The sequence below is a fragment of the Ruegeria sp. CG8 genome (assembly GCF_056537165.1).
In genome coordinates, this window is the sequence record NZ_JBQFRA010000005.1 from 1 (window position 1) to 21,074 (window position 21,074).

24 protein-coding genes and 1 tRNA gene are annotated in these 21,074 nt (G+C 60.5%); 13 read left to right on the top strand and 12 right to left on the bottom strand.

Annotation, left to right across the window (positions count from 1 at the left end; translation table 11 throughout):
• The coding region (locus ACR0EF_RS14805; RefSeq protein ID WP_480763984.1) for a hypothetical protein at positions 1–216 on the top strand (216 nt) is incomplete at its 5' end.
• 283 nt (positions 217–499) lie between these two features.
• On the opposite strand, the gene ACR0EF_RS14810 is transcribed toward ACR0EF_RS14805, so the two are convergent.
• Entirely contained in the window at positions 500–1,873 is a 1,374-nt protein-coding gene (locus ACR0EF_RS14810; protein ID WP_170343225.1) for a D-alanyl-D-alanine carboxypeptidase family protein, read from the bottom strand.
• 306 nt (positions 1,874–2,179) lie between these two features.
• Positions 2,180–2,881, bottom strand: coding sequence for an HAD family hydrolase (locus ACR0EF_RS14815; protein WP_170372081.1), 702 nt, complete (start codon positions 2,879–2,881; stop codon positions 2,180–2,182).
• A 92-nt stretch (positions 2,882–2,973) separates the two neighbouring features.
• Between ACR0EF_RS14815 and clpS the strand changes: the two genes are divergently transcribed.
• Genes clpS through hemF form a run of 4 tightly spaced genes read left to right on the top strand, consistent with a single transcriptional unit; the run spans position 2,974 to position 6,051 of the window.
• Positions 2,974–3,315 (top strand): ATP-dependent Clp protease adapter ClpS, encoded by a 342-nt coding sequence (gene clpS, locus ACR0EF_RS14820; protein ID WP_093963054.1) that lies wholly within the window; start codon positions 2,974–2,976, stop codon positions 3,313–3,315.
• 39 nt (positions 3,316–3,354) lie between these two features.
• Entirely contained in the window at positions 3,355–4,320 is a 966-nt protein-coding gene (locus tag ACR0EF_RS14825; RefSeq protein WP_170373014.1) for a class I SAM-dependent methyltransferase, read from the top strand.
• 37 nt (positions 4,321–4,357) lie between these two features.
• Entirely contained in the window at positions 4,358–5,158 is an 801-nt protein-coding gene (locus ACR0EF_RS14830) for an SDR family NAD(P)-dependent oxidoreductase (RefSeq protein ID WP_093963056.1), read from the top strand.
• An 8-nt stretch (positions 5,159–5,166) separates the two neighbouring features.
• On the top strand, positions 5,167–6,051 hold the full coding sequence (hemF, locus tag ACR0EF_RS14835) for an oxygen-dependent coproporphyrinogen oxidase (RefSeq protein ID WP_170373015.1): 885 nt from the start codon (positions 5,167–5,169) through the stop codon (positions 6,049–6,051).
• Between the two features lie 4 nt (positions 6,052–6,055).
• On the opposite strand, the gene ACR0EF_RS14840 is transcribed toward hemF, so the two are convergent.
• Entirely contained in the window at positions 6,056–6,466 is a 411-nt protein-coding gene (locus tag ACR0EF_RS14840; RefSeq protein ID WP_093963058.1) for a hypothetical protein, read from the bottom strand.
• Between the two features lie 192 nt (positions 6,467–6,658).
• Between ACR0EF_RS14840 and ACR0EF_RS14845 the strand changes: the two genes are divergently transcribed.
• Positions 6,659–7,171, top strand: a complete 513-nt coding sequence (locus tag ACR0EF_RS14845; RefSeq protein ID WP_170372087.1) for a toxin-activating lysine-acyltransferase — start codon at positions 6,659–6,661, stop codon at positions 7,169–7,171.
• A gap of 9 nt (positions 7,172–7,180) precedes the next feature.
• Here ACR0EF_RS14845 and modC read toward each other — a convergent pair whose 3' ends face one another.
• From modC to modA, 3 genes are read right to left on the bottom strand one after another with little or no spacing between them, the layout of a single operon-like run.
• Positions 7,181–8,278, bottom strand: a complete 1,098-nt coding sequence (gene modC, locus ACR0EF_RS14850) for a molybdenum ABC transporter ATP-binding protein (RefSeq protein ID WP_170373016.1) — start codon at positions 8,276–8,278, stop codon at positions 7,181–7,183.
• Positions 8,275–8,967 carry a molybdate ABC transporter permease subunit gene (gene modB / locus ACR0EF_RS14855; protein WP_170342025.1) on the bottom strand — a complete coding sequence of 231 codons (693 nt, stop codon included), beginning with the start codon at positions 8,965–8,967 and terminating at the stop codon, positions 8,275–8,277. The genes modC and modB overlap by 4 nt, the downstream gene beginning before the upstream one ends.
• A 4-nt stretch (positions 8,968–8,971) precedes the next feature.
• Positions 8,972–9,748 (bottom strand): molybdate ABC transporter substrate-binding protein, encoded by a 777-nt coding sequence (modA, locus tag ACR0EF_RS14860; RefSeq protein ID WP_170373017.1) that lies wholly within the window; start codon positions 9,746–9,748, stop codon positions 8,972–8,974.
• A gap of 240 nt (positions 9,749–9,988) precedes the next feature.
• Between modA and ACR0EF_RS14865 the strand changes: the two genes are divergently transcribed.
• The 3 genes from ACR0EF_RS14865 to ACR0EF_RS14875 all read left to right on the top strand — a co-directional run bounded on the left by ACR0EF_RS14865 (position 9,989) and on the right by ACR0EF_RS14875 (position 12,306).
• The gene (locus tag ACR0EF_RS14865; RefSeq protein WP_170373018.1) at positions 9,989–11,242 is read left to right on the top strand and encodes an aminotransferase class V-fold PLP-dependent enzyme; all 1,254 of its coding nucleotides are present in this window, start codon (positions 9,989–9,991) and stop codon (positions 11,240–11,242) included.
• Positions 11,243–11,319: 77 nt separating this feature from the next.
• A tRNA-Val gene (locus ACR0EF_RS14870) sits at positions 11,320–11,395 on the top strand.
• A gap of 158 nt (positions 11,396–11,553) precedes the next feature.
• The gene (locus ACR0EF_RS14875; RefSeq protein ID WP_170365240.1) at positions 11,554–12,306 is read left to right on the top strand and encodes an outer membrane protein; all 753 of its coding nucleotides are present in this window, start codon (positions 11,554–11,556) and stop codon (positions 12,304–12,306) included.
• Positions 12,307–12,442: 136 nt separating this feature from the next.
• Here the strand turns inward: ACR0EF_RS14875 and ACR0EF_RS14880 are convergent, their stop codons facing one another.
• Positions 12,443–13,378 (bottom strand): mechanosensitive ion channel family protein, encoded by a 936-nt coding sequence (locus ACR0EF_RS14880; RefSeq protein ID WP_170373019.1) that lies wholly within the window; start codon positions 13,376–13,378, stop codon positions 12,443–12,445.
• 61 nt (positions 13,379–13,439) lie between these two features.
• Complete coding sequence (locus ACR0EF_RS14885; RefSeq protein ID WP_170373020.1) at positions 13,440–14,255, bottom strand: response regulator; 816 nt, start codon at positions 14,253–14,255, stop codon at positions 13,440–13,442.
• A 57-nt stretch (positions 14,256–14,312) separates the two neighbouring features.
• Between ACR0EF_RS14885 and ACR0EF_RS14890 the strand changes: the two genes are divergently transcribed.
• From ACR0EF_RS14890 to ACR0EF_RS14905, 4 genes are read left to right on the top strand one after another with little or no spacing between them, the layout of a single operon-like run.
• A complete protein-coding gene (locus tag ACR0EF_RS14890; protein ID WP_367646417.1) occupies positions 14,313–14,537 on the top strand; it encodes a NepR family anti-sigma factor in 225 nt (74 codons plus the stop codon).
• Positions 14,530–15,075 (top strand): RNA polymerase sigma factor, encoded by a 546-nt coding sequence (locus ACR0EF_RS14895; protein ID WP_170373021.1) that lies wholly within the window; start codon positions 14,530–14,532, stop codon positions 15,073–15,075. The genes ACR0EF_RS14890 and ACR0EF_RS14895 overlap by 8 nt, the downstream gene beginning before the upstream one ends.
• A 6-nt stretch (positions 15,076–15,081) precedes the next feature.
• The gene (locus ACR0EF_RS14900) at positions 15,082–16,842 is read left to right on the top strand and encodes a sensor histidine kinase (RefSeq protein WP_170373022.1); all 1,761 of its coding nucleotides are present in this window, start codon (positions 15,082–15,084) and stop codon (positions 16,840–16,842) included.
• Complete coding sequence (locus tag ACR0EF_RS14905) at positions 16,820–18,316, top strand: phospholipase D family protein (RefSeq protein ID WP_170373023.1); 1,497 nt, start codon at positions 16,820–16,822, stop codon at positions 18,314–18,316. Before ACR0EF_RS14900 ends, ACR0EF_RS14905 begins: the two co-directional genes overlap by 23 nt.
• Here the strand turns inward: ACR0EF_RS14905 and ACR0EF_RS14910 are convergent.
• Genes ACR0EF_RS14910 through ACR0EF_RS14925 form a run of 4 tightly spaced genes read right to left on the bottom strand, consistent with a single transcriptional unit; the run spans position 18,313 to position 20,978 of the window.
• Entirely contained in the window at positions 18,313–19,314 is a 1,002-nt protein-coding gene (locus tag ACR0EF_RS14910) for an AI-2E family transporter (protein WP_170373024.1), read from the bottom strand. The two genes, ACR0EF_RS14905 and ACR0EF_RS14910, sit on opposite strands and share 4 nt — an antisense overlap.
• A gap of 9 nt (positions 19,315–19,323) precedes the next feature.
• Entirely contained in the window at positions 19,324–20,085 is a 762-nt protein-coding gene (locus ACR0EF_RS14915) for a DUF883 family protein (protein WP_170360304.1), read from the bottom strand.
• Entirely contained in the window at positions 20,078–20,476 is a 399-nt protein-coding gene (locus tag ACR0EF_RS14920) for a phage holin family protein (protein WP_170373025.1), read from the bottom strand. The genes ACR0EF_RS14915 and ACR0EF_RS14920 overlap by 8 nt, the downstream gene beginning before the upstream one ends.
• On the bottom strand, positions 20,469–20,978 hold the full coding sequence (locus ACR0EF_RS14925) for a hypothetical protein (RefSeq protein WP_170373026.1): 510 nt from the start codon (positions 20,976–20,978) through the stop codon (positions 20,469–20,471). The genes ACR0EF_RS14920 and ACR0EF_RS14925 overlap by 8 nt, the downstream gene beginning before the upstream one ends.
• Between the last annotated feature and the right edge of the window lie 96 nt (positions 20,979–21,074).

A 21,074-nucleotide genomic window follows, 5' to 3' on the forward strand; every position in this document is an offset into this window, starting at 1 on the left:
GCCGTCACTCCGACCAACCAACACCGCCTCAGCAGCGCCGGTGAAGGGCGTTCTAAGGATAACTACAAATCACCGCAAGCAGAAAATGACAAACTGCCGAACTTTTTTGCTGACTTTATTTTTATCAATGCTTGTCAGACACTTAGACAACAGCCACCTAGCTCCACCGTTGGGAATTTCACCCCCGTAGATCAAGCCCGACCCGCTGGTTTCTAAGCCCGACCTCACGAGACCACTATATATAGCGAAAGCGCCCTGACACCACCACAAGAACACTCGACTCGCGCCCCATGAGTCGACTCACTCTGTGCTCGATTGGCGGCTCGGAACGCACAAGCGTTGGTGCGCCGAACACAGCGTATTGCGCCTCCCCCATGTACTTGACGCGCACTGCGCCATTGGCCTCCGGCCGGACCGAATGACCACCCCATTTAAGGCACAAAAAAAGGCCGCGAAATCCATTCGCGGCCAGCAACGATCCAGGAGAGAGTGTCGGACCTTATGATGGCCCGATCATGAAACAGGTGACATTGCGCGCCTTCAGGCGGCGACAGGCCAGATCCGCCTGCTCGCGGGTCATGCCCTGGAAGGTCGCGTCGAACCCGCGCGAACTCTGGTTCACTTTGCGCAAAGTGCCTTCCAGTGTCGTCATTTCCGACAAAGCCGTTTTCAGCAAAACCTTCTCGGCCTCGTAGCGGGTGGTGTAGCGCCCGACATTGACGCCCCAAAGATGCCCGCCCGACGTGGACAGACGGGTAACGACCTCCTGCTCGGGCTCGGCCACGACTTCTGCGGGTTCGGTCGATGCAAGCACAAGGTTCTCGGGGCGCAGGGCCGGGCGCGTGTCGGCGTTTTCGACCGGAGGCGCCGTCGGCGCGATATCCGCTGCGGCGATCGCTGCGGCGATGCCGTCTTGAATACGTGCACCGTTCTTGGCTGCGGTTTCAGCCACGGCGCCGGCAACCTGGATGGCAACGCCAGCCCCGGGTCGCATCACAGGCCGAAGGCTCCGCTGTGGCGCGCGGACCGCACTGGCCAATTGGGTGGCTCCACCCAGCCCAGTATTCCCGGCATATGCCGGACGGGCGGGTTTGCGGATCGGAGCCCGAGACGGGGCGCGCCGGAATCCCATGTCCAGCAACTCGGCCACTTTGGCGTTGCGCGAAGTGCTGGATTTGCCGCCGAACACGGTTGCGATGATCCGTTTGTCACCACGCTTAGCCGAGGCAACAAGGTTGAAGCCCGCGGCGCGCGTGTACCCGGTTTTGATGCCGTCGGCGCCCCGGTAGGCTGCCAGTAGCCGCCGGTTGGTGTTTGGAACAGTCTTGATGCCCGCATGTGTCGATTGGCGTGAAAACAGGTTGTAATACTCGGGGTAGTCATAAAGCAGGTGCCGACCCAGCGCGGTCATGTCACGCGCCGTCGAAAGATGGCCCGCTTCGGTCAGCCCGTGTGCGTTCTTGAAGGTTGTGCGGCTCATGCCCATGGCCTTGGCTGTGCGGGTCATACGGCGCGCAAAGGCAGCCTCGGATCCGCTGAGAGCGATGCCGATCGCGGTCGCGGCGTCATTGGCCGATTTCACAGCGGCCGCGCGGATGAGATAACGGAATGCGATGGTCTGGCCCGCCCGCAGGCCCAGCTTGGAGGGTGGCTCGGCCGCCGCGGCCTTGGTGATCCGCACCTGGGTGTCCAGCGTGATCTCACCGTTCCGCACCGCTTCGAAGGCGATATAGAGGGTCATCATCTTGGTGAGAGAAGCAGGGTGCAGCCTGGTATCGGCGTTGCGGGAATGCAGAACCTCTCCGGTTCTGGCGTCGATGACCATTGCCGCATAAGGAGCCGCAAGCGCCTGGGTCGCCAGGACAAGCGCCATCCATACCACTGTGACTACGAGCAAGCCCGCCCGCGCCGGAACTATCCGCCGAATCTGCACGATCTTTGCCTCTGTCTGCCTCGCGCCGCCGAGTTTTCCCGGTCAGCCTTTTTGATTATTTGGTCCAGGCTAACACACAGCACTGCTGAAATAAACCGAAAGCTGAAAAATCCGCGGCAGCGGCTCTGCTCGGTGGCGTCTAGATGTTGCGGCCCAACGGATGGCCACCACCAAAACGGCGAAGATGTCAGAAAGTTGGCGCGGCTTCGTCGTGAAAATTTGAAACTGGGGCCAATCTGTCACAGGTCAGGAAATCTGCCGGACCAGGTCAGGCAGATCTCCCAAATCGCGGATCTCCCGGAAACGGGGATGGCTTGTCGGGATCTCGGCCTGCTCGATCTCCCACACCAGACCGTGCGGGACGTGCACGCCCCAGCACCCCGCCTGGATCGGCGCGACCACATCCGACCGCATCGAATTGCCGACCATCATGGCATCGGCAGGAGACTGCCCCATCCGCCGAAAGACTTCGCGGTAGGTATCGGGCGTCTTTTCCGACACGATTTCGACCGCGTCGAACAGTTCACCCAATCCCGATTGGGCCAGTTTGCGCTCTTGATCAATGAGATCACCCTTGGTGATCAGAACAATGCGATGGGTTTCTGCGATTGCCTCAACCGTCTCCCGCGCGTGAGGCAACAGCTCGATCGGGTGAGACAGCATCTCCTGCCCGGCTTCGATCAATTCGCGGATGACCCTGGCCGGCACCCTGTCTTCCGTTACCTCGATTGCTGTTTCGATCATCGACAGGACGAAACCCTTGATGCCGTACCCATAGTGGCGGATGTTGCGCTTCTCGGCCGCCAACAACCGCTCCATCAGATGGTCACGGTCCGCATGATCCGCCAGTAGCGCAGCAAAATGCGCTTGGGTCAGCTGAAAGAAACGCTCGTTGTGCCACAGGGTATCGTCAGCGTCGAAAGCGACGATAGTCAGGTTTTCATCCATTTCGAATCCGCCCGGTTGCTCTTTCCTCTGGGTGGGTCGACGTTATATAAGCCCTGAAACGACCCGAAGTGTGAATCGGAAAATCTCGCGACATGATTGAAGCCCGTTGGATGATGGCTGGCAAATCGGAAGACGATGGCGACACGTCAATCCTTGTTCAGACCAAGCCCAAGACCAAACGACCGCCCTTGTACAAGGTGCTGCTGTTGAATGACGACTACACGCCCATGGAATTCGTGGTGCATGTGCTCGAGCGGTTCTTCGGGATGTCCCATGCGCAGGCCTTCGAGATCATGTTGACCGTGCACAAGAAAGGCGTGGCCGTGGTCGGCGTATTCAGCCACGAGATTGCCGAGACCAAGGTTGGGCAGGTGATGGATTTCGCTCGTCGGCACCAACACCCGCTTCAATGCACCATGGAGAGAGAGGAGTAGGGCCGCGACGCGCGCCTCTGCCCCCTTCAACCCGCTCTGATGTCCTCACGATTGTCTCTCGCCCTCGACTCGGGCCTGACCCTGTCGGAACCGATATCGGTCATTGGACCGACGCCGGATCATGACCTGTCGGCGCTGCCCAACGGTGTCGAGGTTGTTCAGCCTTTCAAACCATTCCACGACCATTTCCGGGACCGCGGCTTTGCAGCTGTGCCCGAAACCGACAGCGCCTGCGAAGACGTGGTTCTGTTTCTGCCCCGCGCCAAAGCGCAGGCACGCGCCATGATCCATCATGCGTGCAGCCGGGCCTCGGGAACGGTTGTCGTTGATGGTGCCAAGACAGATGGCGTGGACAGCTTGCTGAAGGACGTTCGCAAGCGGGTCGAGATCGAGGGCCCCATCGCCAAGGCGCATGGCAAGATCTTCTGGTTCAAGGCCGATCCCAACGCATTTGCAGACTGGGCCCCGCCCACAGGACAAATGGCGGATGGCTTCCAAACCGCGCCCGGGGTGTTTTCGGCCGACGGGGTCGATCCTGCTTCGGCACTGTTGCGCGAGACCCTTCCGTCAGGGCTTGGACCTCGGGTCGCCGATCTGGGTGCCGGATGGGGCTATTTGACCGCCGGGCTGCTGCAGGATGACACTGTGCGCACGCTGCATCTCGTCGAAGCCGACCATACTGCCCTGACATGCGCACGGATCAATGTGCCCGACCCAAGGGCACAGTTCCACTGGGCAGATGCGGTGACATGGTCTGCACCAGAACCCGTGGACACCGTTGTTATGAACCCGCCGTTTCATACTTCGCGCAGCGCCGATCCCGGCTTGGGGCGCGGGTTCATCACCGCCGCCGCGCGCAACCTGTCCCGCTCGGGCCACTTGTGGATGGTCGCCAACCGGCATCTCCCCTACGAAACGACTTTGACTGACGCTTTCGCGCGGGTCGAGGAAATTGCAGGCGACAACCGGTTCAAGGTATTCCACGCCTCTCGCCCTCGGCGGTGAAGCCGATTAACCTGCGCCGCGACTCAGGAGGAAACACATGTCCTTTTCCATAGCCGGCAAGACCGCCATCGTCACCGGAGGCGCCAACGGCATCGGCCTTGCCATCGGCCGTCACTTCGCCGACGCGGGCGCCAACGTGATGTTCGCCGACATGGACGAGAAACGTCTGGCCGAAGAACTGGGCGAACAGGCCGATGACAGCAACGTCCGCTACTTCGCCGGTGATCTGCGCGAAAAGCTGACGATCGCCAACCTCCTTTCGGCCACTCTGGATGCATTCGATCAGGTAGACATTCTGGTAAACGGAGCGAGACAGGTCATCTCGACGGATCCGCTGGACCTGGAAGACGACTCGGTTCGCACCCTTCTGAACCAGAACCTGATGCCAGCCCTGCGGCTGAGCCAGCTTGTGGCCAAGCGGATGATCAAACAATCCGAGGATCAGGAAGACGGGCCGAATGGTTCGATCATCAACCTGTCCTCGATCGCCGGTCAGCGCGCGCATCCAGGCCTTTTGGCCTATTCGGTTTCCAGCGCCGCGCAGGACCAGTTGACCCGGTCCCTTGCAGTGGCTCTTGCGCCTCATCGGATCCGCGTGAACTCGATTGCGTTGGGGTCGGTCATGAGCGCGTCACTGCAGGCCACCCTGAAAGACAATCGGGACTATCGGCGGGACATTGAGGATCATACCCCACTGGCCCGCATTGCCGCCCCGGCCGAGCTGGCCGAAACGGCGCAATACCTTGCCTCGGACGCGGCTGCGTTCATTACCGGGCAAGTCCTCACAATCGACGGTGGACGGACCCTTCTGGACCCGGTTGCCGCCCCCGCGCATTGAGCCTGACGATGTTTGAAACGGAAAAATCCACCGCCTCGACCTGGTTTCGCCAGTTGCGCGACGAAATCGTCGCGGCCTTCGAGGCTTTGGAAGACAGCCACCAGGTGGGGCCGTTTTCCGATGCCCCCGCCGGACGGTTCGAGGTCAAGGAGACCCGACGCCAGTCCGAGGACGGCTCGGACGCGGGTGGTGGGCTGATGTCGGTCATGCGCGGTGGCCGCGTGTTCGAGAAGGTCGGCGTCAATGTATCGACCGTCTACGGCACGCTCGGCGAACGGGCACAACAGGCAATGGCCGCGCGCAAGGGTATCCCCGGGATGACAGACGACCCGCGGTTCTGGGCCTCGGGCATCAGCCTTGTGGCGCATATGCAAAACCCGCACGCACCGGCCGTTCACATGAACACCCGCATGTTCTGGACCCCGCACGCTTGGTGGTTCGGCGGTGGATCAGACCTGAACCCCTGCATCGAATATGCCGAGGACACGGCCCATTTCCACGCCACGCAAAAAGCGCATCTAGACCCGCACGGGCCGGGTCACTATCCGCGGCTCAAAGAATGGGCAGACGAGTATTTCTACATTCCGCACCGCAAGCGTGCGCGTGGGGTGGGCGGCATTTTCATGGACGACTACTGCACCGGCGACTGGCAGGCGGATTTTGCGCTGACACAGGACATTGGCCGCGCTTTCCTGCCGGCCTTTCTGCCGCTGGTCAAAAAGCGGCGGACCCAACCCTTTACCGAGGCAGACAAAAACACCCAGCTGGTGCACCGCGGGCTCTATGCCGAATACAATCTGGTCTATGACCGGGGCACGAAATTCGGCCTGGAAACCGGGCATGACCCCGACGCCGTGCTGATGAGCCTGCCCCCACTGGCCAAGTGGGTCTGAGACGTCAGAACCCGAAATCCATGAAGTTGTCGTAGCAGTAGTTCTGCGCGGAGGACGCTGACATGTTCTCGCCCACCCGCTTGACGGTAATTGAATAGCCGGGTGTCGTATCCACGCCCGGCGGCGGCTTCAACGAGAATTGCACAGTTCGTACACCCGGCTCGTACGCCCTCCAGATGTAGATCCGTTGCGAACCGGGGACACCCAACTGCCGAATGGCGAAATCGCCGATCCCGCACCAGTAGTTGACCGGTGCTGACGACCCGATTGCCTTGACCTCATACACACCGTCTCCGACGGATCTTATCTCGGTGCGGTAGGTCGGGCGGACGCCGATGCCAAACCCGACAGCTTGTGCGGCGATCGGAGCCAACAGAGTTGCAGACAGAACCAAGGCTGAAATCGAATGCTTCATCAAAACTATCCGCCAAAAAACCGGGTTGTGCCAATCATAGGCCGCATGTCCATTGAGTAAAGCCAAACCCGGTCACCTTTGGAAACAGGCCGCGCCCACACGCCCTCTCAGCTTCGGCGGCGACAGAAAACAAGTACCATTTCAAGACTTTGCCCGATATACTGCCGATGTCCCAAGGGGTTGAGGTCAGGTTTGAGCAGAAAATTTCCAAAGGACTGGTTTGATATCTCTCCCGAGAAATACGCCGATTTCGGCGCGCTCTTCTACCTTGCCGGGCTGACCAAAACCCACCAGCAGCGCAGCCTCGCCCAGGTTCTCTACGCGTTCGAAACGCCTTTGCGGCTGGGGCAGTATCACATCTTTCGCCAAAACGGATTCCCGCGCGGGTTCGTGACCTTTGCCGGGCTCAGCCCTGAAGCGGAATACCGATATGCGGTGCGGGAAAAGCCGCTGATGGATACCGACTTCACCAGCGGCTCATCTTTCTGGATCGTCGATTTGGTCGCACCTTTCGGACAGACCAACCAGATGGTCGAGATTCTGAAACGCGAGATTCCGCATCCGAGGGTGCGCACGAACCGCATGGACAGCGACATGACCCGAAACCGCATCGTCGAATGGACCCGGGATGAGGCCGGCAAGGTCCACATGAAGCTGTACCGGAAAAAAGAGTTCTCGCAGCTTCTGAAAGAACAGGGTGATTGACCCTGCCACCTAAGACTTGGCGACCCGCCCGCCGACATCCTGCGGTGCCAGCGCTACGGTCTTGACGACCGCGTGGCACGGTTTGCCGGGCTGCAACGCCAGGGCATCGACCGACCGGCGCGTCACACGGGCCAGCAAGGTGCCCGCCGGTGTTCGGACCGAAACGATCGCCCCCGGACCTTCGCCCGCGCGCACGGTCTCGACGGTGCCCTGCAGGACGTTCAGCGCCGACAGACCCTCGGGCTTTCGGTCCGACAATATGACTTCCTGGGCGGGGATGCGGATCCGAAGCGCGTCGCCAACCGAATGCGGGATGCGCGGCAGGAACAGTCGGACACCGTTTGCCGTCAGTTCCGTCAGGCCATCTTCGTGATGCGCGGCCACACTGACCTCAAGCACCGCACCCACAGCCCGCACACCTGTCGGCGCAACCGAGGGATCCGCCAGCACTTCGGAGGCCGGTCCCTGCCGCAGCACCTTGCCGTCCTGCAACGCCACGACCGAGGTGGCAAGGCGGGCCACTTCGGCCGCAGAATGCGTGACATAGAGGATCGGCACCGAGACCTCGTCTCTCAATCGCTCGAAATAGGGCAGGATCTCGGCCTTTCGGGCTTCGTCCAGCGCAGCGAGAGGTTCATCGGCCAGGATCAACCGCGGGCTTGCCAGCAGAGCACGGCCAATGGCGACACGCTGTTTTTCACCGCCCGACAGGTGGGCGGGGCGACGGTCCAGCAGGTGGCCGATGCCCAGCATCTCTATCACGTGATCGGGGTTTTCACGGCGCGCGCCCCGGGGAGCGAACCACCGGCCGTACGACAGGTTTTGGCGCACGGTCAGGTGCGGGAACAAGCGGCCTTCCTGAAAGATATACCCCAGCCGGCGGCGATGCGGCGGCAACCAATGGCCTTGCTCGGTATCGAACAGCACCCAATCATCCACCGCGACCCGCCCAGCCTGGGGGCGCAGCAAACCGGCCACGGCATCCACAATGGTGGTTTTGCCCGACCCCGATCGTCCGAACAGAACCGTCACACCCCGCGGCGCCTGGAACAGGATGTCCAGGTCAATGCCCGGCAGGCGGTGGCTTATCTGCACGGACAGGCTCATGTTCCGGCCACCCGGGCCGCTGCGCGACGCCCCACATATTCCGACAGAAGCAACGCCCCCATGGCGATGACGATCGAGATGATGACCAGCCGCATCGCGGCACTCTCACCGCCCGGCACCTGAAGGAAGGCATAAACGGCCGACGGCAGGGTCTGGGTCTGACCGGGAATGTTCGACACGAAGGTGATCGTGGCTCCGAACTCGCCCATCGCCTTTGCGAAAGCAAGGATTGCCCCTGCGATGATCCCCGGCAAAATCATAGGCAAAGTCACGGTGACAAAGACAAAAGGTTGCGATGCCCCAAGCGTCGCTCCGGCCTGTTCCAGTTTTGGATCAACCGCCTCGATCGACAGGCGGATTGCCCGAACCATCAGCGGAAATGCCATGATCCCGGCGGCCAGTGCGGCTCCGGTCCAGCGGAAAGCCACAACGACGCCCAGATCAGCCAGCACCCGACCAACCGGGGCTTGTACGTTGAAGGTCAGCAACAACAGATAACCGGTCACGACCGGTGGCAGGATAAGCGGCAGATGCACCAGACCGTTCAGCACTTGGCGGCCGGGAAACCTCCAGCGGGCCAGTGCGTAGGCGACGAATATCCCGAGTGGCAGCGAAACGATCGTCGCCCAGAAAGAGACGCGCAGAGACAGCCGCAACGCTTCGATCTCGGCGGGGCCCAGCCAACCCATGGCGCTATCCGTGCGGCAGGGTGAAACCCTGCGCCTTGAATATGCCGGTCGCCGGTTCGCTCTGCAGGTAGTCGAGGAAGACCTGCGCCTCAGGCCGTGCAGTCGCGGTCAGGGCCGCGGGATAGACGATCACCGGGTGCGTGCCTTCAGGGAAAATTCCGACCACATCCACCCGGGCCTCGGCCTGCGCATCGGATCGGTAGACAACACCCATTGGTGCCGCGCCGCTTGCGACAAGCGCCAACGCCGCGCGCACGTTGTCGGCCTGAGCCACCTGATCCTGAACATCGTTCCACAGGTCCAGGGCAGTCAGCGCGGCCTTGCCGTAGATTCCGGCGGGAACCGCATCAACGAGGGCCATCGCCAGATAGCCGGCTTTCAATTGACCGCTCAGATCGAAGTCCGGCGTAAGCGTCTGTTCGCTGGGCTGCCCTGCGCGCGCAATCAGCACCAGCCCGTTGCCCACAAGATCGACGCGCGACGCCGGGTCGATGTCTCCGTTCCGCTCAAGAACATCCATCCAGGCGGTATTGGCCGAAATATACAGATCGGCCGGCGCGCCCAGCTGAATCTGCCGGGCCAAAACGGAAGAGGCTGCGAAGGAAACCGTAACCTGTTGACCTGTCGCGGCCTCGAATTCCGGAGCGATCTGGTCCAGCGCGGTCTTGAGACTGGCCGCCGCGAACACCAGGACCTCAGCCGCCGCAACCCGAACCGGGGCAACCAACGCGCCGCAAACGGCGGCAACCGCAACAAGACGGCGGCATGTGTCGAACTGCATCCCCGGCTCTCCTGTTCGGACGGTCGCACTGCTTTTGGCATATCGGAGGCAGCGGGCCGCAGGCAAGGTGTATTCCCGCCGGCGTGCCATGCAGAGTCCGGAATCAATTGGTCTTTCCGGCGTCGAAAGAGTAAGCCCGGAGAAAAAGGCGGCATCCCAAACCCGCAATCTGTCGCAAACGAAATTGATGTCGCGCACTCGCAAGACGAGTCTGGGCACGAACCAAACAGGACGTACACCATGCTGCACCAAACCCCGGGATTGATCGACACCGTTCGCGCGCGGTTTGCCCATGTGGACAACTGCCCCTTTCAGGGTCCCCGCATCTTTTTCGAGAATGCCGGCGGCGCACTGACCTTGAACTCGGTGGTCGAAACCTCGGCCCGTTTTGCGGCCATCCCGGACAATCAGGGGCGGGACAACCCCGCCAGTCACGCGTTGGTCGACATCATCAGCCGTGCCAAGGCAGATCTTGCCGTGTTTATGAATGCGCCTTCGGGGCAGTTCTTCGTGGGTGAAAGCGGAACCGAGCTGCTGTTCCGCATGATCCGCACGGCCTGCGTGAATGCGCCAAAAGGGGCAAAGGTGATCGGCAGCTCGATCGAACATCCCGCCAGCCGCAGCGCCGCGCGCCGCTGGGCGGGCCTTGCCGGATTGGACTATGTGAACGTGCCGCATAACGACGCGACAGGTTTGGTTACTGCCGCAGATTATTCGGCCCACATGACACCGGACGTCGCGGTCGCCACGATCCTGCACGCTTCGCCGGTGACGGGAATGGGAATGGACATGGCTGAAATCTCGCGCGCGATCCGGGCGGTGTCGCCGGATTGTTTCATCATTGTCGATGGCATCCAGCACGCAGCACACGGACAGTTGGATATCGACAGCTATGAAGTCGATGGATATGCGATTTCACCCTACAAAGTGTTTTCCCGGCATGGCTACGGCATTGCCTGGATCTCCGACCGGCTGACCGCCCTGCCCCATGACCAACTGATTGACGCGCCCGCTGATGGTTGGGAATTCGGCACGCGCGATACCGGCGCCTACGCCACGATGTCCGACGTGGTTGCCTATTTCGACTGGCTGGGCGGTCAGGTGTCGGATGCCCCTGATCAACGCACCAGAATCGAGGCCGCCGGCCAGGCGATTCATGCCTATGAGACCCATCTGACCAACGCGATGATCAACGGCGTCGGCAACCTGCCCGGCCTGCGCGATATGGATCACGTCACGATTCTGGCCGGAGCAGACAACCCCGCCCGAGAAGGACTGGTGTCGATCGTGGTCCGCGACATGCCCTCGACCGACGTAGTCTCGCGCCTGAACGCGCAGGGTATCCGAACCCACACCCGCAAGGCCGACCATTACAGCGGGAACGTGCTGAACCCGTTGGGCTTGTCCGATTGTATCCGGATTTCGTTGTGCCACTACAACACCGAGCACGAAGTTGCGCAGCTGCTGACGGCATTGAAAGACATGAATCCCTGAGACACACGGCCACCGGCGCAGAAATTCTGAAAGACCCTCTTGCGCCGGCCCACCAGCTTGGCTAAATCCCCCCTCACGGGTGATTAGCTCAGTTGGTAGAGCGCTTCGTTTACACCGAAGATGTCGGGAGTTCGAGTCTCTCATCACCCACCATCCCAACCTCTTCTCCGTCTTCAGTATTTGCGCGGATGTGACCTGCCAATTCCTGGCGCGTCGCCCCGACCCATGCACAAATCAAAATACTATTTTGGTTTGCCGGCAGCCTCCTTTACTGTGGGTCAAAGCCAAAATGGGCTCACCGGAGGGACATCATGAAGACGGTACGGATCGCGAAACCCCTGATGCTTGGCCTGTCGCTGGCGATTTCAGCAGCGACCTCGGCACTATCTCAGCAGTCCGACTGGTCCTATTCGGCCACGATCTACCTGTTCACCCCTGAAACCGAAGTGTCGCTGGACACACCGGCAGGAACCCTGGATGGCACGCTCAGCTTCTCTGACGCGCTGGAGAACCTCGACCTTGCTTTCATGGGCACGTTTACCGCGTCGAACGGCCGTTGGTCGTTCCTTGCGGACTACAACTATACGAACCTGTCCTTCTCGAACGAGACTCCGGGACCGGCAAGTTCGGGTCTGGACACGTCGTTCAAAACCCAGTTCCTGAGCGGCTATGTCGGCTACCGTGTCCTAGAAACACCGACAGCCAGCGTCGATCTGGCTGGCGGGTTCAGATGGTTCAGCACTGAAACAAAGTTCAACCTGTTGCCCGGAACAGCGCCCGGCAATCAGACGTCGGTCGACAGCAGCTGGACCGATCCGGTGATCGGCGTCCGTGCCCGGGTCGCGTTTTCGGACAAATGGTCGGGAACCGGGTTCCTGGACTATGGCGGGTTCCGCAGCGACAGCGAAACCTGGCAGGTCCTGCTGACCGCGGACTATGCGATCAACGACCGCTGGCTGCTACGTGGCGGGTACCGCTACATTTCCTTTGATCACGACATCAATGGCAATGACTTCAGCTTCCACCAATCCGGCCCGGTCATTGGCGCAACCTACCGATTCTAGGGCATTTTCCACCCACTAGGTGACGCTCGACGTTCAAAGCCCGTCCTGCGACGCATAAATCCTGTCTTTCGGCACCCCGATGACGTTCGCTTTTTTGGAGTTCCGGCTTCAGACCCGCTAAGATCAACAGTCAAGGTTACTCTGCCGCGATCGCCTTCTCTTGCCGTCTCTCGACGTCTTCGATCAACAGCGTGCGGGTCGGAAACGGAATATTGATTTCGGCTTCGTCCAGTGCCTCTTTGACTTTGCGCTTCATGTCTGCCTGGTACTGGAAGTAGTCCGAAGACTTGCACCAAACGCGGACAAGAAAATCGACGCTGCTACTGCCAAGATTGTTAACTTGGATGAACGGTTCGGGGTCAGCCAACGAACGGGCGTCCGACATGATCGTCTCGCGAATGACGCGCTCGGCCTCCGCCAGGTTGACGCCGTATCCAACACCGAACGTCCACTCGGCACGACGGGTTTCATAGACGGAATAGTTCTTGATGGTGTTTCCCCACACCTCGGCGTTGGGAACGATAACCTTGACGTTCCCCATATCCGCAATTTCGGTGTAATTCAGGGTGATATCTTTTACGGTTCCGAGCACGCCGTTCACGTCAACGAAATCGCCGATCTTGAGCGGCCGGAAAAGGATGATCATCACGCCGGCTGCAACGTTGGACAATGTGCCTTGCAGCGCAAGTCCAATGGCCAAACCCGCGGCACCGATCAGCGCGATGATCGACGTGGTCTGCACCCCGAACGTGTTCAGAATGAACAGCCCCGTAAACGCCAGAATCGTATAGCGCGCCAGATTGCCGAGAAAGTTGAAGAGCGTATCATCCAGGCGTTCCGATTTTTCACCGACGCCCCGGATCTTCCGGCTGACATATCTTGAAATCACAAGCCCAAGAACCAGAAGGATCAGCGCCGCGATCGTGTTCGCGACGAGGCCAAGAAGGGCCTCGAGCGTCAGCAGGTCGCTTAGCGATTTCCCGTCATAAAGTTCGGTATTCAAAACTTGCGACAGTTCGGCCCAAACGGTGTTCGTCACGGTCTCTGCGGTCTGTGCAATCTCGTTTTCCATGGTGTTCCTCGTCGTGTCTCATCGCCTGAATTTTCGTATCTTGCAGCGCGGCCCTGCCGCGTCAGACCTCGATCACGGCGCTAGAGGCAAAGAACATGGCTTGGCTGACGGCCGATTTGACCTGTTCTTCGGTGTAGGGTTTGGAAATCAAAAATGCCGGTTCGGGCCCTTTGCCCGTCAGAAGGCGCTCGGGGAATGCGGTAATGAAAATGACGGGGCAATCGCCGTGCTGGGCAATGATGCGGTTCACCGCATCGATTCCGCTGGATTTGTCCGCCAGTTGGATGTCCGACAGGATCAGGTCGAACGGCCCGCGCTCGGCCAGGTCAATGGCGGCCGTCTCGGTGCGTGCGACCCCAGTGACCCGGTGGCCCAGGTCGGTCACCATCGCTTCAAGATCCATCGCGATGATTGCTTCGTCTTCGATGATCAATATCCGGCCGGATGTGTGGCGGGCCATTTCCTCGTAGGCGATTTCGATCAGCTTCTGAGCCTCGGCGGGTTCTATCTGCATGATTGCGGCGATATCGCTGACCGAGAACTCTTCGACCGTGCGCAGCAGCAAGGCCTCGCGCGTGTTCGGCGTCAGGCGTGCCAACTGGGCGTGAGCGCGCGTTTGGATGTCAGAGCTGTGGCCATCTGCGTCAACAGGCATTCCCGATGTTGACCAGATGCTGTGAAACACACGAAACAGCGCGACCCGCGGCGCGAGATCGGCATCGAACTGGGCGGGATCTGCAAGGATCGCCTCAAGCGATGCAGCGGCGTACGCGTCGCCACTGTCCTGTGAGCCGGTGAGGGCACGTGCATAACGGCGCAGAAACGGCAAGAGCGGGCCAATTTGATCTGCGACGGAAACTCCGGTCAGCTCGGTCATCTATGTTTTCCTCATTTTTTTCTCTAAACTCGGGAACCAAACGCTTACTGGGGCGTTATGGTTCCAGCAAAAGTAAAAATTTTTGATGATGCCATGACAAAACCACAGCCCGGCCGAGAACATCGGCCAGAAATAGAAAAGCGGATCGACGAAAACCTCAAGCGGGCTTTCGATGAGGTTGCAAGCGAACCGGTTCCAGATCGGTTCGTCGATCTTCTTGAAAAACTGCGCAATCAGACCAGTGTTCCCAAAAGCGGTGACACGGGAGGCTCGGATGGTTGATCCGCGAGAAGAGCTTGTCGAACATATCGGCGCGATGCGTGCCTTTGCGATCAGTTTGTGCCGAAACGGCGCCACGGCCGATGACATCGTGCAGGACGCACTGATCAAGGCATGGAGCAATATCGACTCGTTCCAAGAAGGCACCAACATGCGGGCCTGGCTGTTCACCATCGTCCGGAACACCTATTTTTCCCTGCACCGCAAACGCAAGCGCGAGGTCGAGGATGTCGATGGCGTCATGGCCGAGAGCCTGTCGCAAAAGCCCGACCATGACGGACGTTTGGCCTTGAAGGATTTTGCGGTTGCTTTTGATCAGTTGACGGATGAGCAGCGCGAAGCGTTGGTGTTGGTCGGTGCACAAGGGTTTTCCTATGAGGAAGCGGCCGAGATGTGCGGCGTCGCCCTTGGAACGATCAAAAGCCGGGTGAACCGGGCCCGCGCGCAACTGGCCGAACTGATGGATTTGGAAGATGCCGAACCCATCGAATTGACCGATGCGGTAACGGCGGCAATCGTTCAGACGCAACCGGCGGCCTGACGATCAATGGATGCGAAGCCGCGCAGCCTGACCGTTTATCTTGCCGCGCTGGTCACCTTGGCGCTTCTGCCGCTAGGGCTGATTGCGGTATTGCAGACACGCGCTGTTATTACCGAGGCCGACGAAAGATCGCGGGCCTCAGTGCTGGCGCGCACGATTGAGGCTGCCAGCCGGGAACGGGAGCTTCTGCAGAAAGCTGTTGGTGCAAGTTCGGGACTCACAGCCGCGCTTGCCGAGGGAGGCTTGGACAATGCTGCTTGTTCGGACCTCATGCGCCGGTTCGTCGAACACCAGCCCGAGTTCGTATTTGCCGGATTTATTCAGCCAAACGGGGTCATGGCCTGCTCGACCGTCGAGCGAACCATCGATTTGTCGGACGCGCCCGGTTTCGGGCAGATCTCTGAAAATCCGCAACTTACGTTTTCTGTCAATCGTGCCGGCGAGGCGACCGGGCAATCGGTGATCATCGTGACCCAGCCGGTCCTGAACAGGACCGAGCTTGTGGGGTTCGTTTCCATCTCGATACCTCATGCGCTGGCACGGACGCCCCTGGATGTTGGCAACATCGGGAGCGACGTCGTCATCGCCCTGTTCGACGCGACCGGAGAAGTGCTGTCGTCAAATGTGGGCTTGGACGCGGTCCAGCAATTCCTGCCGCCCGTGCAGGAAAATCTGTTGGTTCTATCCAGTTCCGGCAAGACCTTTTCCGCCAAGACGGTTGGCGGCGAGGATCGGGTTTTTGCAGTTGCCACCATCATTCCGGGCGAAGTTGCCGTGATCGGCAGTTGGCCGCGCGAGGCGGCGCTGGCCTCTGTTGGCGCGGGCAGTACGGCCCTGACCATTGCGTTTCCCATCCTGATGTGGGTGACCGGACTGGGAGTTGCCCTGTGGGGCCTGCATCGGTTGGTGATCCGGCATCTCGACAGCTTGCGTTCGGCCGTGCGTCGCTTTGCGTTGGGCGAGCGCGACCCCATTGAAAGCCTTGCAGGCGCGCCGCAGGAGTTCCAGCAAATCCAGACTGCATTCAACCGCATGGTCTTGTTGATCCGCGAGGCTGAGGCGCAGCACGAACGGGATCTTGTCGAAAAAACGCTGTTGTTGCGCGAGGTTCACCATCGTGTCAAAAACAACCTGCAACTGATCGCTTCGATCATGAACATGCATTTGCGCAAGGCTGAAACCCCCGAGGCCCGGCGCTTGCTGGAACAGTTGCAGCGTCGGGTTCGCGGCCTGGCCATGGTGCACCAAACCTTGAACCAGAACTCGCAGATGACGACGATCAACACCGAGGCTCTCATCGGGCATTTGGTGGCCGAACTGGCGCATCGACCGCCAATTCTGGGTCAGGTGGTCGAGGTCGACTGCCGGATCGCGCCGGTCGAACTGGGGCAGGATCAGGCCGTCACGATGTCGATGCTGGTGGCCGAGGCGCTGACGAACGCGGTCAAATACGTAGGCGTACCGCAGGACGGACCGCCGACAATCTCGGTGGAATTGACCCGCCCCGAGGAGAGCACCCTGCATCTGAAAATCTCCAACACGCGCGGGCAGTCGGACGACGGTTCGGATCTGTTCCACAGCGGCGGGATCGGTCAACGGCTGATGCAGGCCTTCCTTCGCCAATTGGACGGTTCGGAAACCATAACCGAGACATCATCGCATTATGTGTATGAGGTGACGTTCGAAATCGCCGAAGTAGAAGGGGATAGCGAACCACAGACCATTGCGGATGAGAGAGGCGGTGATGCCCGTGCCGCAGCAGAATGACTTTGAAGTCCTGATCACGGCCGAGCAAGCCTGGCCCGCCTTGGAAAAAGCGGTTCTGGAGGCCCGGCACCAGATCAAGGCAAGTTTTCGGATATTCGATTTCATGACACGGCTGCGCAGCGATGAGGCGCGCCGGATTGGCGATACCTGGTTTGACCTGATCGAGCATGTCATCCGCAAGGGTGTCTCGTTTCATTTGGTCATCAGCGATTTCGATCCGATCTTTGCGACCGAGTTGCACGAACTGAGCTGGCGCACCAAACGGCAGGCAATTGCGCTTGCGGAAATCCTTGGCCCAGATCTGGCCGCGCGCTTGAGCGTTCGCGTGTCCATGCATCCCGCGCAGGCCGGCGCATTGCCTTGGGCCACGCTGTTACCCGCGGTTTTGCGAAAAAAGGCGCAGCGGATGCAGGAACTGTCCCGCGAACGACGCGAACGGCAGGCGGTGCGGCTGGGGTCGGACACGCTGCCCCGGCTTCACACCGTGTCGCACCATCAGAAAGTCGCCGTGATCGACAATGAGGTCTGCTACCTCGGCGGATTGGACTTGAACGAAAGGCGCTTTGACACGCCGGATCACGATCGTCTGGCCAAGAACACCTGGTCAGACGTTCAATTGCTGGTCCGCGGACCCGAGGCCGCCGAGGCCGCGCGCCATATCGACCGGTTCGAACATGAAATCGCAACCGGACAACCGGACCCGCAGGCGACACACCTGCGCCGCACCCTGTCCAGCCCGCGCCGGTTCGCGTTCTGGCGGCTGTCGCCAAAGACCATCGCGCATGAGATCGAGGATGAGCACATCGCCGCCTTTCAAGCCGCGCGGCAACTTCTGCACATCGAGACCCAGTATTTCAGATCAACCCGGCTGGCCGAGGCCTTGGCTGAGGCGGGCCATTCCAAGCAGGATCTGAAACTGGTGCTTGTTCTGCCAGCCTTACCCGAGGAGGTGGCCTTTGGCGGGCATGACGGATTGGACGCGCAATACGGTTTGGACCTGCAGGCCAAATGTCTGGGGATCATCCAGCAGGGGTTCCAAAACCGGGTTTCGGTGTCGACCCCGGTCCAACCGATTTCGGCCAGTGGGGCCGATGTCAGCGCTGAAGTTCTGAGCGGCTCTCCGATCATTCACGTTCACAACAAAGTTCTGGTGGTGGATGACCATCATGCCTTGGTCGGGTCCGCCAACCTGAACGGACGGTCTTTGCGGTGGGACACAGAAGTCGCCCTTCGGATCACCGACCGGCAGCGGGTGGCGGTTCTGCGGCAGGCCCTGGTGGACCATTGGTGGTTCTCGGATGATCTGCGCAAACAGATCGAGCCCGATGCCATGTTCGACTGGTGGCGGCGAGAGGTTCAGGCCAACGGCGTGCGGCGCCCCGAAGCGCGCAGCGGCTTCTTGGTCCCGCATGACGCCGACGTTGCGCGCGACATGCGGCAACCTCTTCCGGGGGTAACTGAAAACATCGTCTAGGTGGTCGCGACCGGGCTCATGACCTTGGGGTGCATCAATACGCCGAACCACAGCAGGATCGGCAGCGCGACGATGGCGCCGACCGGTCCCCACAGCCAAAGCCCAAAGATGATGGCGATGAATACGACCAGCGGGTTCACCTGCAGACGTTGGCCGACGAAGGCGGGTGTTACGAATTGTGCCTCGGACAGATTGATGGCCAGGAAAATCAGGGGGGGCAACAGAGCCGCGGCTCCGCCGAACTGGGTTAACCCGGCGATCAGAAGCCCGGTCAGGATCATCAGAGGGCCGAGATACAGCACAAAATTCAGAAGGCCGGCGGCCACCCCCCAGACCACGGCGTCATTGATGCCGATCAGTCCCAAGGCCACGGCCGTAACAGTCCCGAGGCCGATATTGACCAACGTCACGGCAGCGAAATAGCGATAGACCGCGCGGTCGGCCAGATACAGCCGCTCCGTCAACGGGCCGGCTGCGGCATAGAGCTCGGGTCGGGTTAAAACGAAAAAGAACAGCGTGCCGATGAAAATCAGGATCTTTGATCCGAAATTGGGCGCCAGCCACAAGGCATCCATCACTGACGGAAGGGCGGACTCCGTTTCCGCTGCCCCATCGGCGCCGACGGTTTCCTCGATCTCGCGTCCAAGCGTTTCGATACCCCGAATGAACTCGGACATCGCGGCGACCCAAGAGCGCAACTCGCGTTTGATGGCAGGCAACTGTTCGACCAGCGTGGACAGCAATGGTTCAAGCAGAAGGAATGCCGCGACGATGACGGTGCTGGTCACGAACAGCAGTGCCGAGGCGGATATCACACGCGGGCAACCGACCTTCTCAAGCTTGTCCGCAAGCGGGGCAACCACGACCCCCAAAACCAAAGCGAAGGTGATCGGCGCAACGATCGACCGGGCCAGGTACAAAGCGGTGATGATGGCAATCCCGGTCAGGATCGCCAGCATCGCACGCAGGGACGATGGAGAGCTGAAAGCAGTTTGCATGGGTGCGCTTCACTGACTGCGCAAAGCGTCAGAGGCCCGATCAGCGGCCTCATCCAGCCGTGCGTTGGCCGCGGCATGCAGTTTGTCCAGTTCTTCGTTCAAAACCCGTTGGGCCTGTCGCATCAGCTGATCGCGCCGATGGCCCAGCAACTCGTCCTCTTTGCGGGTGTTGGGCAGCAGAGCGCCAGCCAGAATACCTACGCCCAGCGCTAATGCTCCGGCCGCCAGCGGCTGATCATGAACGAAGGTTTGCGAGGCCTTCGCCGCCTTCCGCGCACGCTTCTCGACCGCTTGCTGCGCACTGATTGCGGCCTTGCGCGCCTCGATCACCCGGGCACGGGATTGGGGGGACAGCTTGTCCAGACCACGGTCCAAGGCGGCGGACAGCACGCTGGCAGATTGGCTGTGTTCAGTCATTCCGGTCATCTCCTGTTTCATGCGGCTGTCGGCGTCGGCGACACGCTGATCAAACCCGTTGAAGGCCTGCTGCGGAGGTACGGCCTGGGGCGGGGATTGGGTGCTTTTTGCGCCGGACCCTGGGCCCGCAACCAAAAGGGCTGCCCCTGCACCGAACAGAGCGAAGGCGGCCGGGTTTTTTCGAGCCGCGGACCAGAGCTGCGCACCGATCTGCCCACCATAGGCTTCAAGCGACGATTTCGCCTCGTCTGCCAGGCGCTGCGGCGCCAGCGTATCCGACAGAGCGTTCAGCGAGCGCGCAAGGGCGCTGCGTTCATATGCGATCTGTGTCTCAAGGGGTGTCAGGTCAGACATGGGTCGACTCCTTCATCGCTTCGATGTCGCGCTGCAGGTTTTTCATGGCTTTCTCGGGAACCAAGGCGCTGGCGGACATGCGGGACCGGCCAAAAAACGCCAGGCACGCAGCAGCCAGTGCCAAGCCCGCGCCAACGAGCAACGAGGCCATACCCACCGACAATCCATTGGCGGCGATATACGCGACCAGGGCTGTGGCCATGAGGTTCAGCGCGATCATCAACAGGATCAGAGCAATGCCAATGCAGGCCAGCCCTACGCCCGCTCGCGTCAGGTTTCGGGACAACTCCTCCTTGGCTAGCTTCGCCTCAGCCTGAAGCAAACTCGACAGATGTTTGAGCGCGTTTGCCAAAAGCCCCGGTGCCGATCGCAGATCGTTGGGGTTATGCATCGCGGCCACCATTCATCCGCGCCAGCGCGCTTGTGTGGCCCGACGTATCGACCGAAGTCCCATGCAGCGGCGACGGATCAATATCCCAAGGATCTGCACCAAAAGATGCGGATTGAGCCGCGCCCGTATTGCGCGCGCTCAGAAAACGGGCTGCGGCAAACCCGGCCAGGGCAACCGATCCGACGAACAACAGCGGGTTTTGCTGGGCGAAATCAGAGACCTTTCGGCTCACACTGGCCAAATCGGCAGAGCGCACCTGCCCAGCCACGGCCTCCATGTTGTCCGCAATCCTCGACAGGACCTGATGCTGCACAGATTGGTCAGGAAATGCATCGGCAGCTGCGTCAGCTGCATGAGCGGCACTCTCAGCCTCCTGCGCTGCGCTGTCTTTCAAGGCTTCGGCTCGGGCCGAAGCCTCTGCGGTCACGGTGTCCTTGACCTTGCCGGCCAGATCCTGGGCATGGGCTTTCGCTTTCTCCGTGGTCTCGGTTCGACGTGGCATGGTTCGATCTCCTGTGTTGAGGTCTCGGTCCCCAAACGCATGGCCGGCGAGATTGTTCCCAAGTCCGGTTCGAACGCCACGGTTGACGCAGTTCGG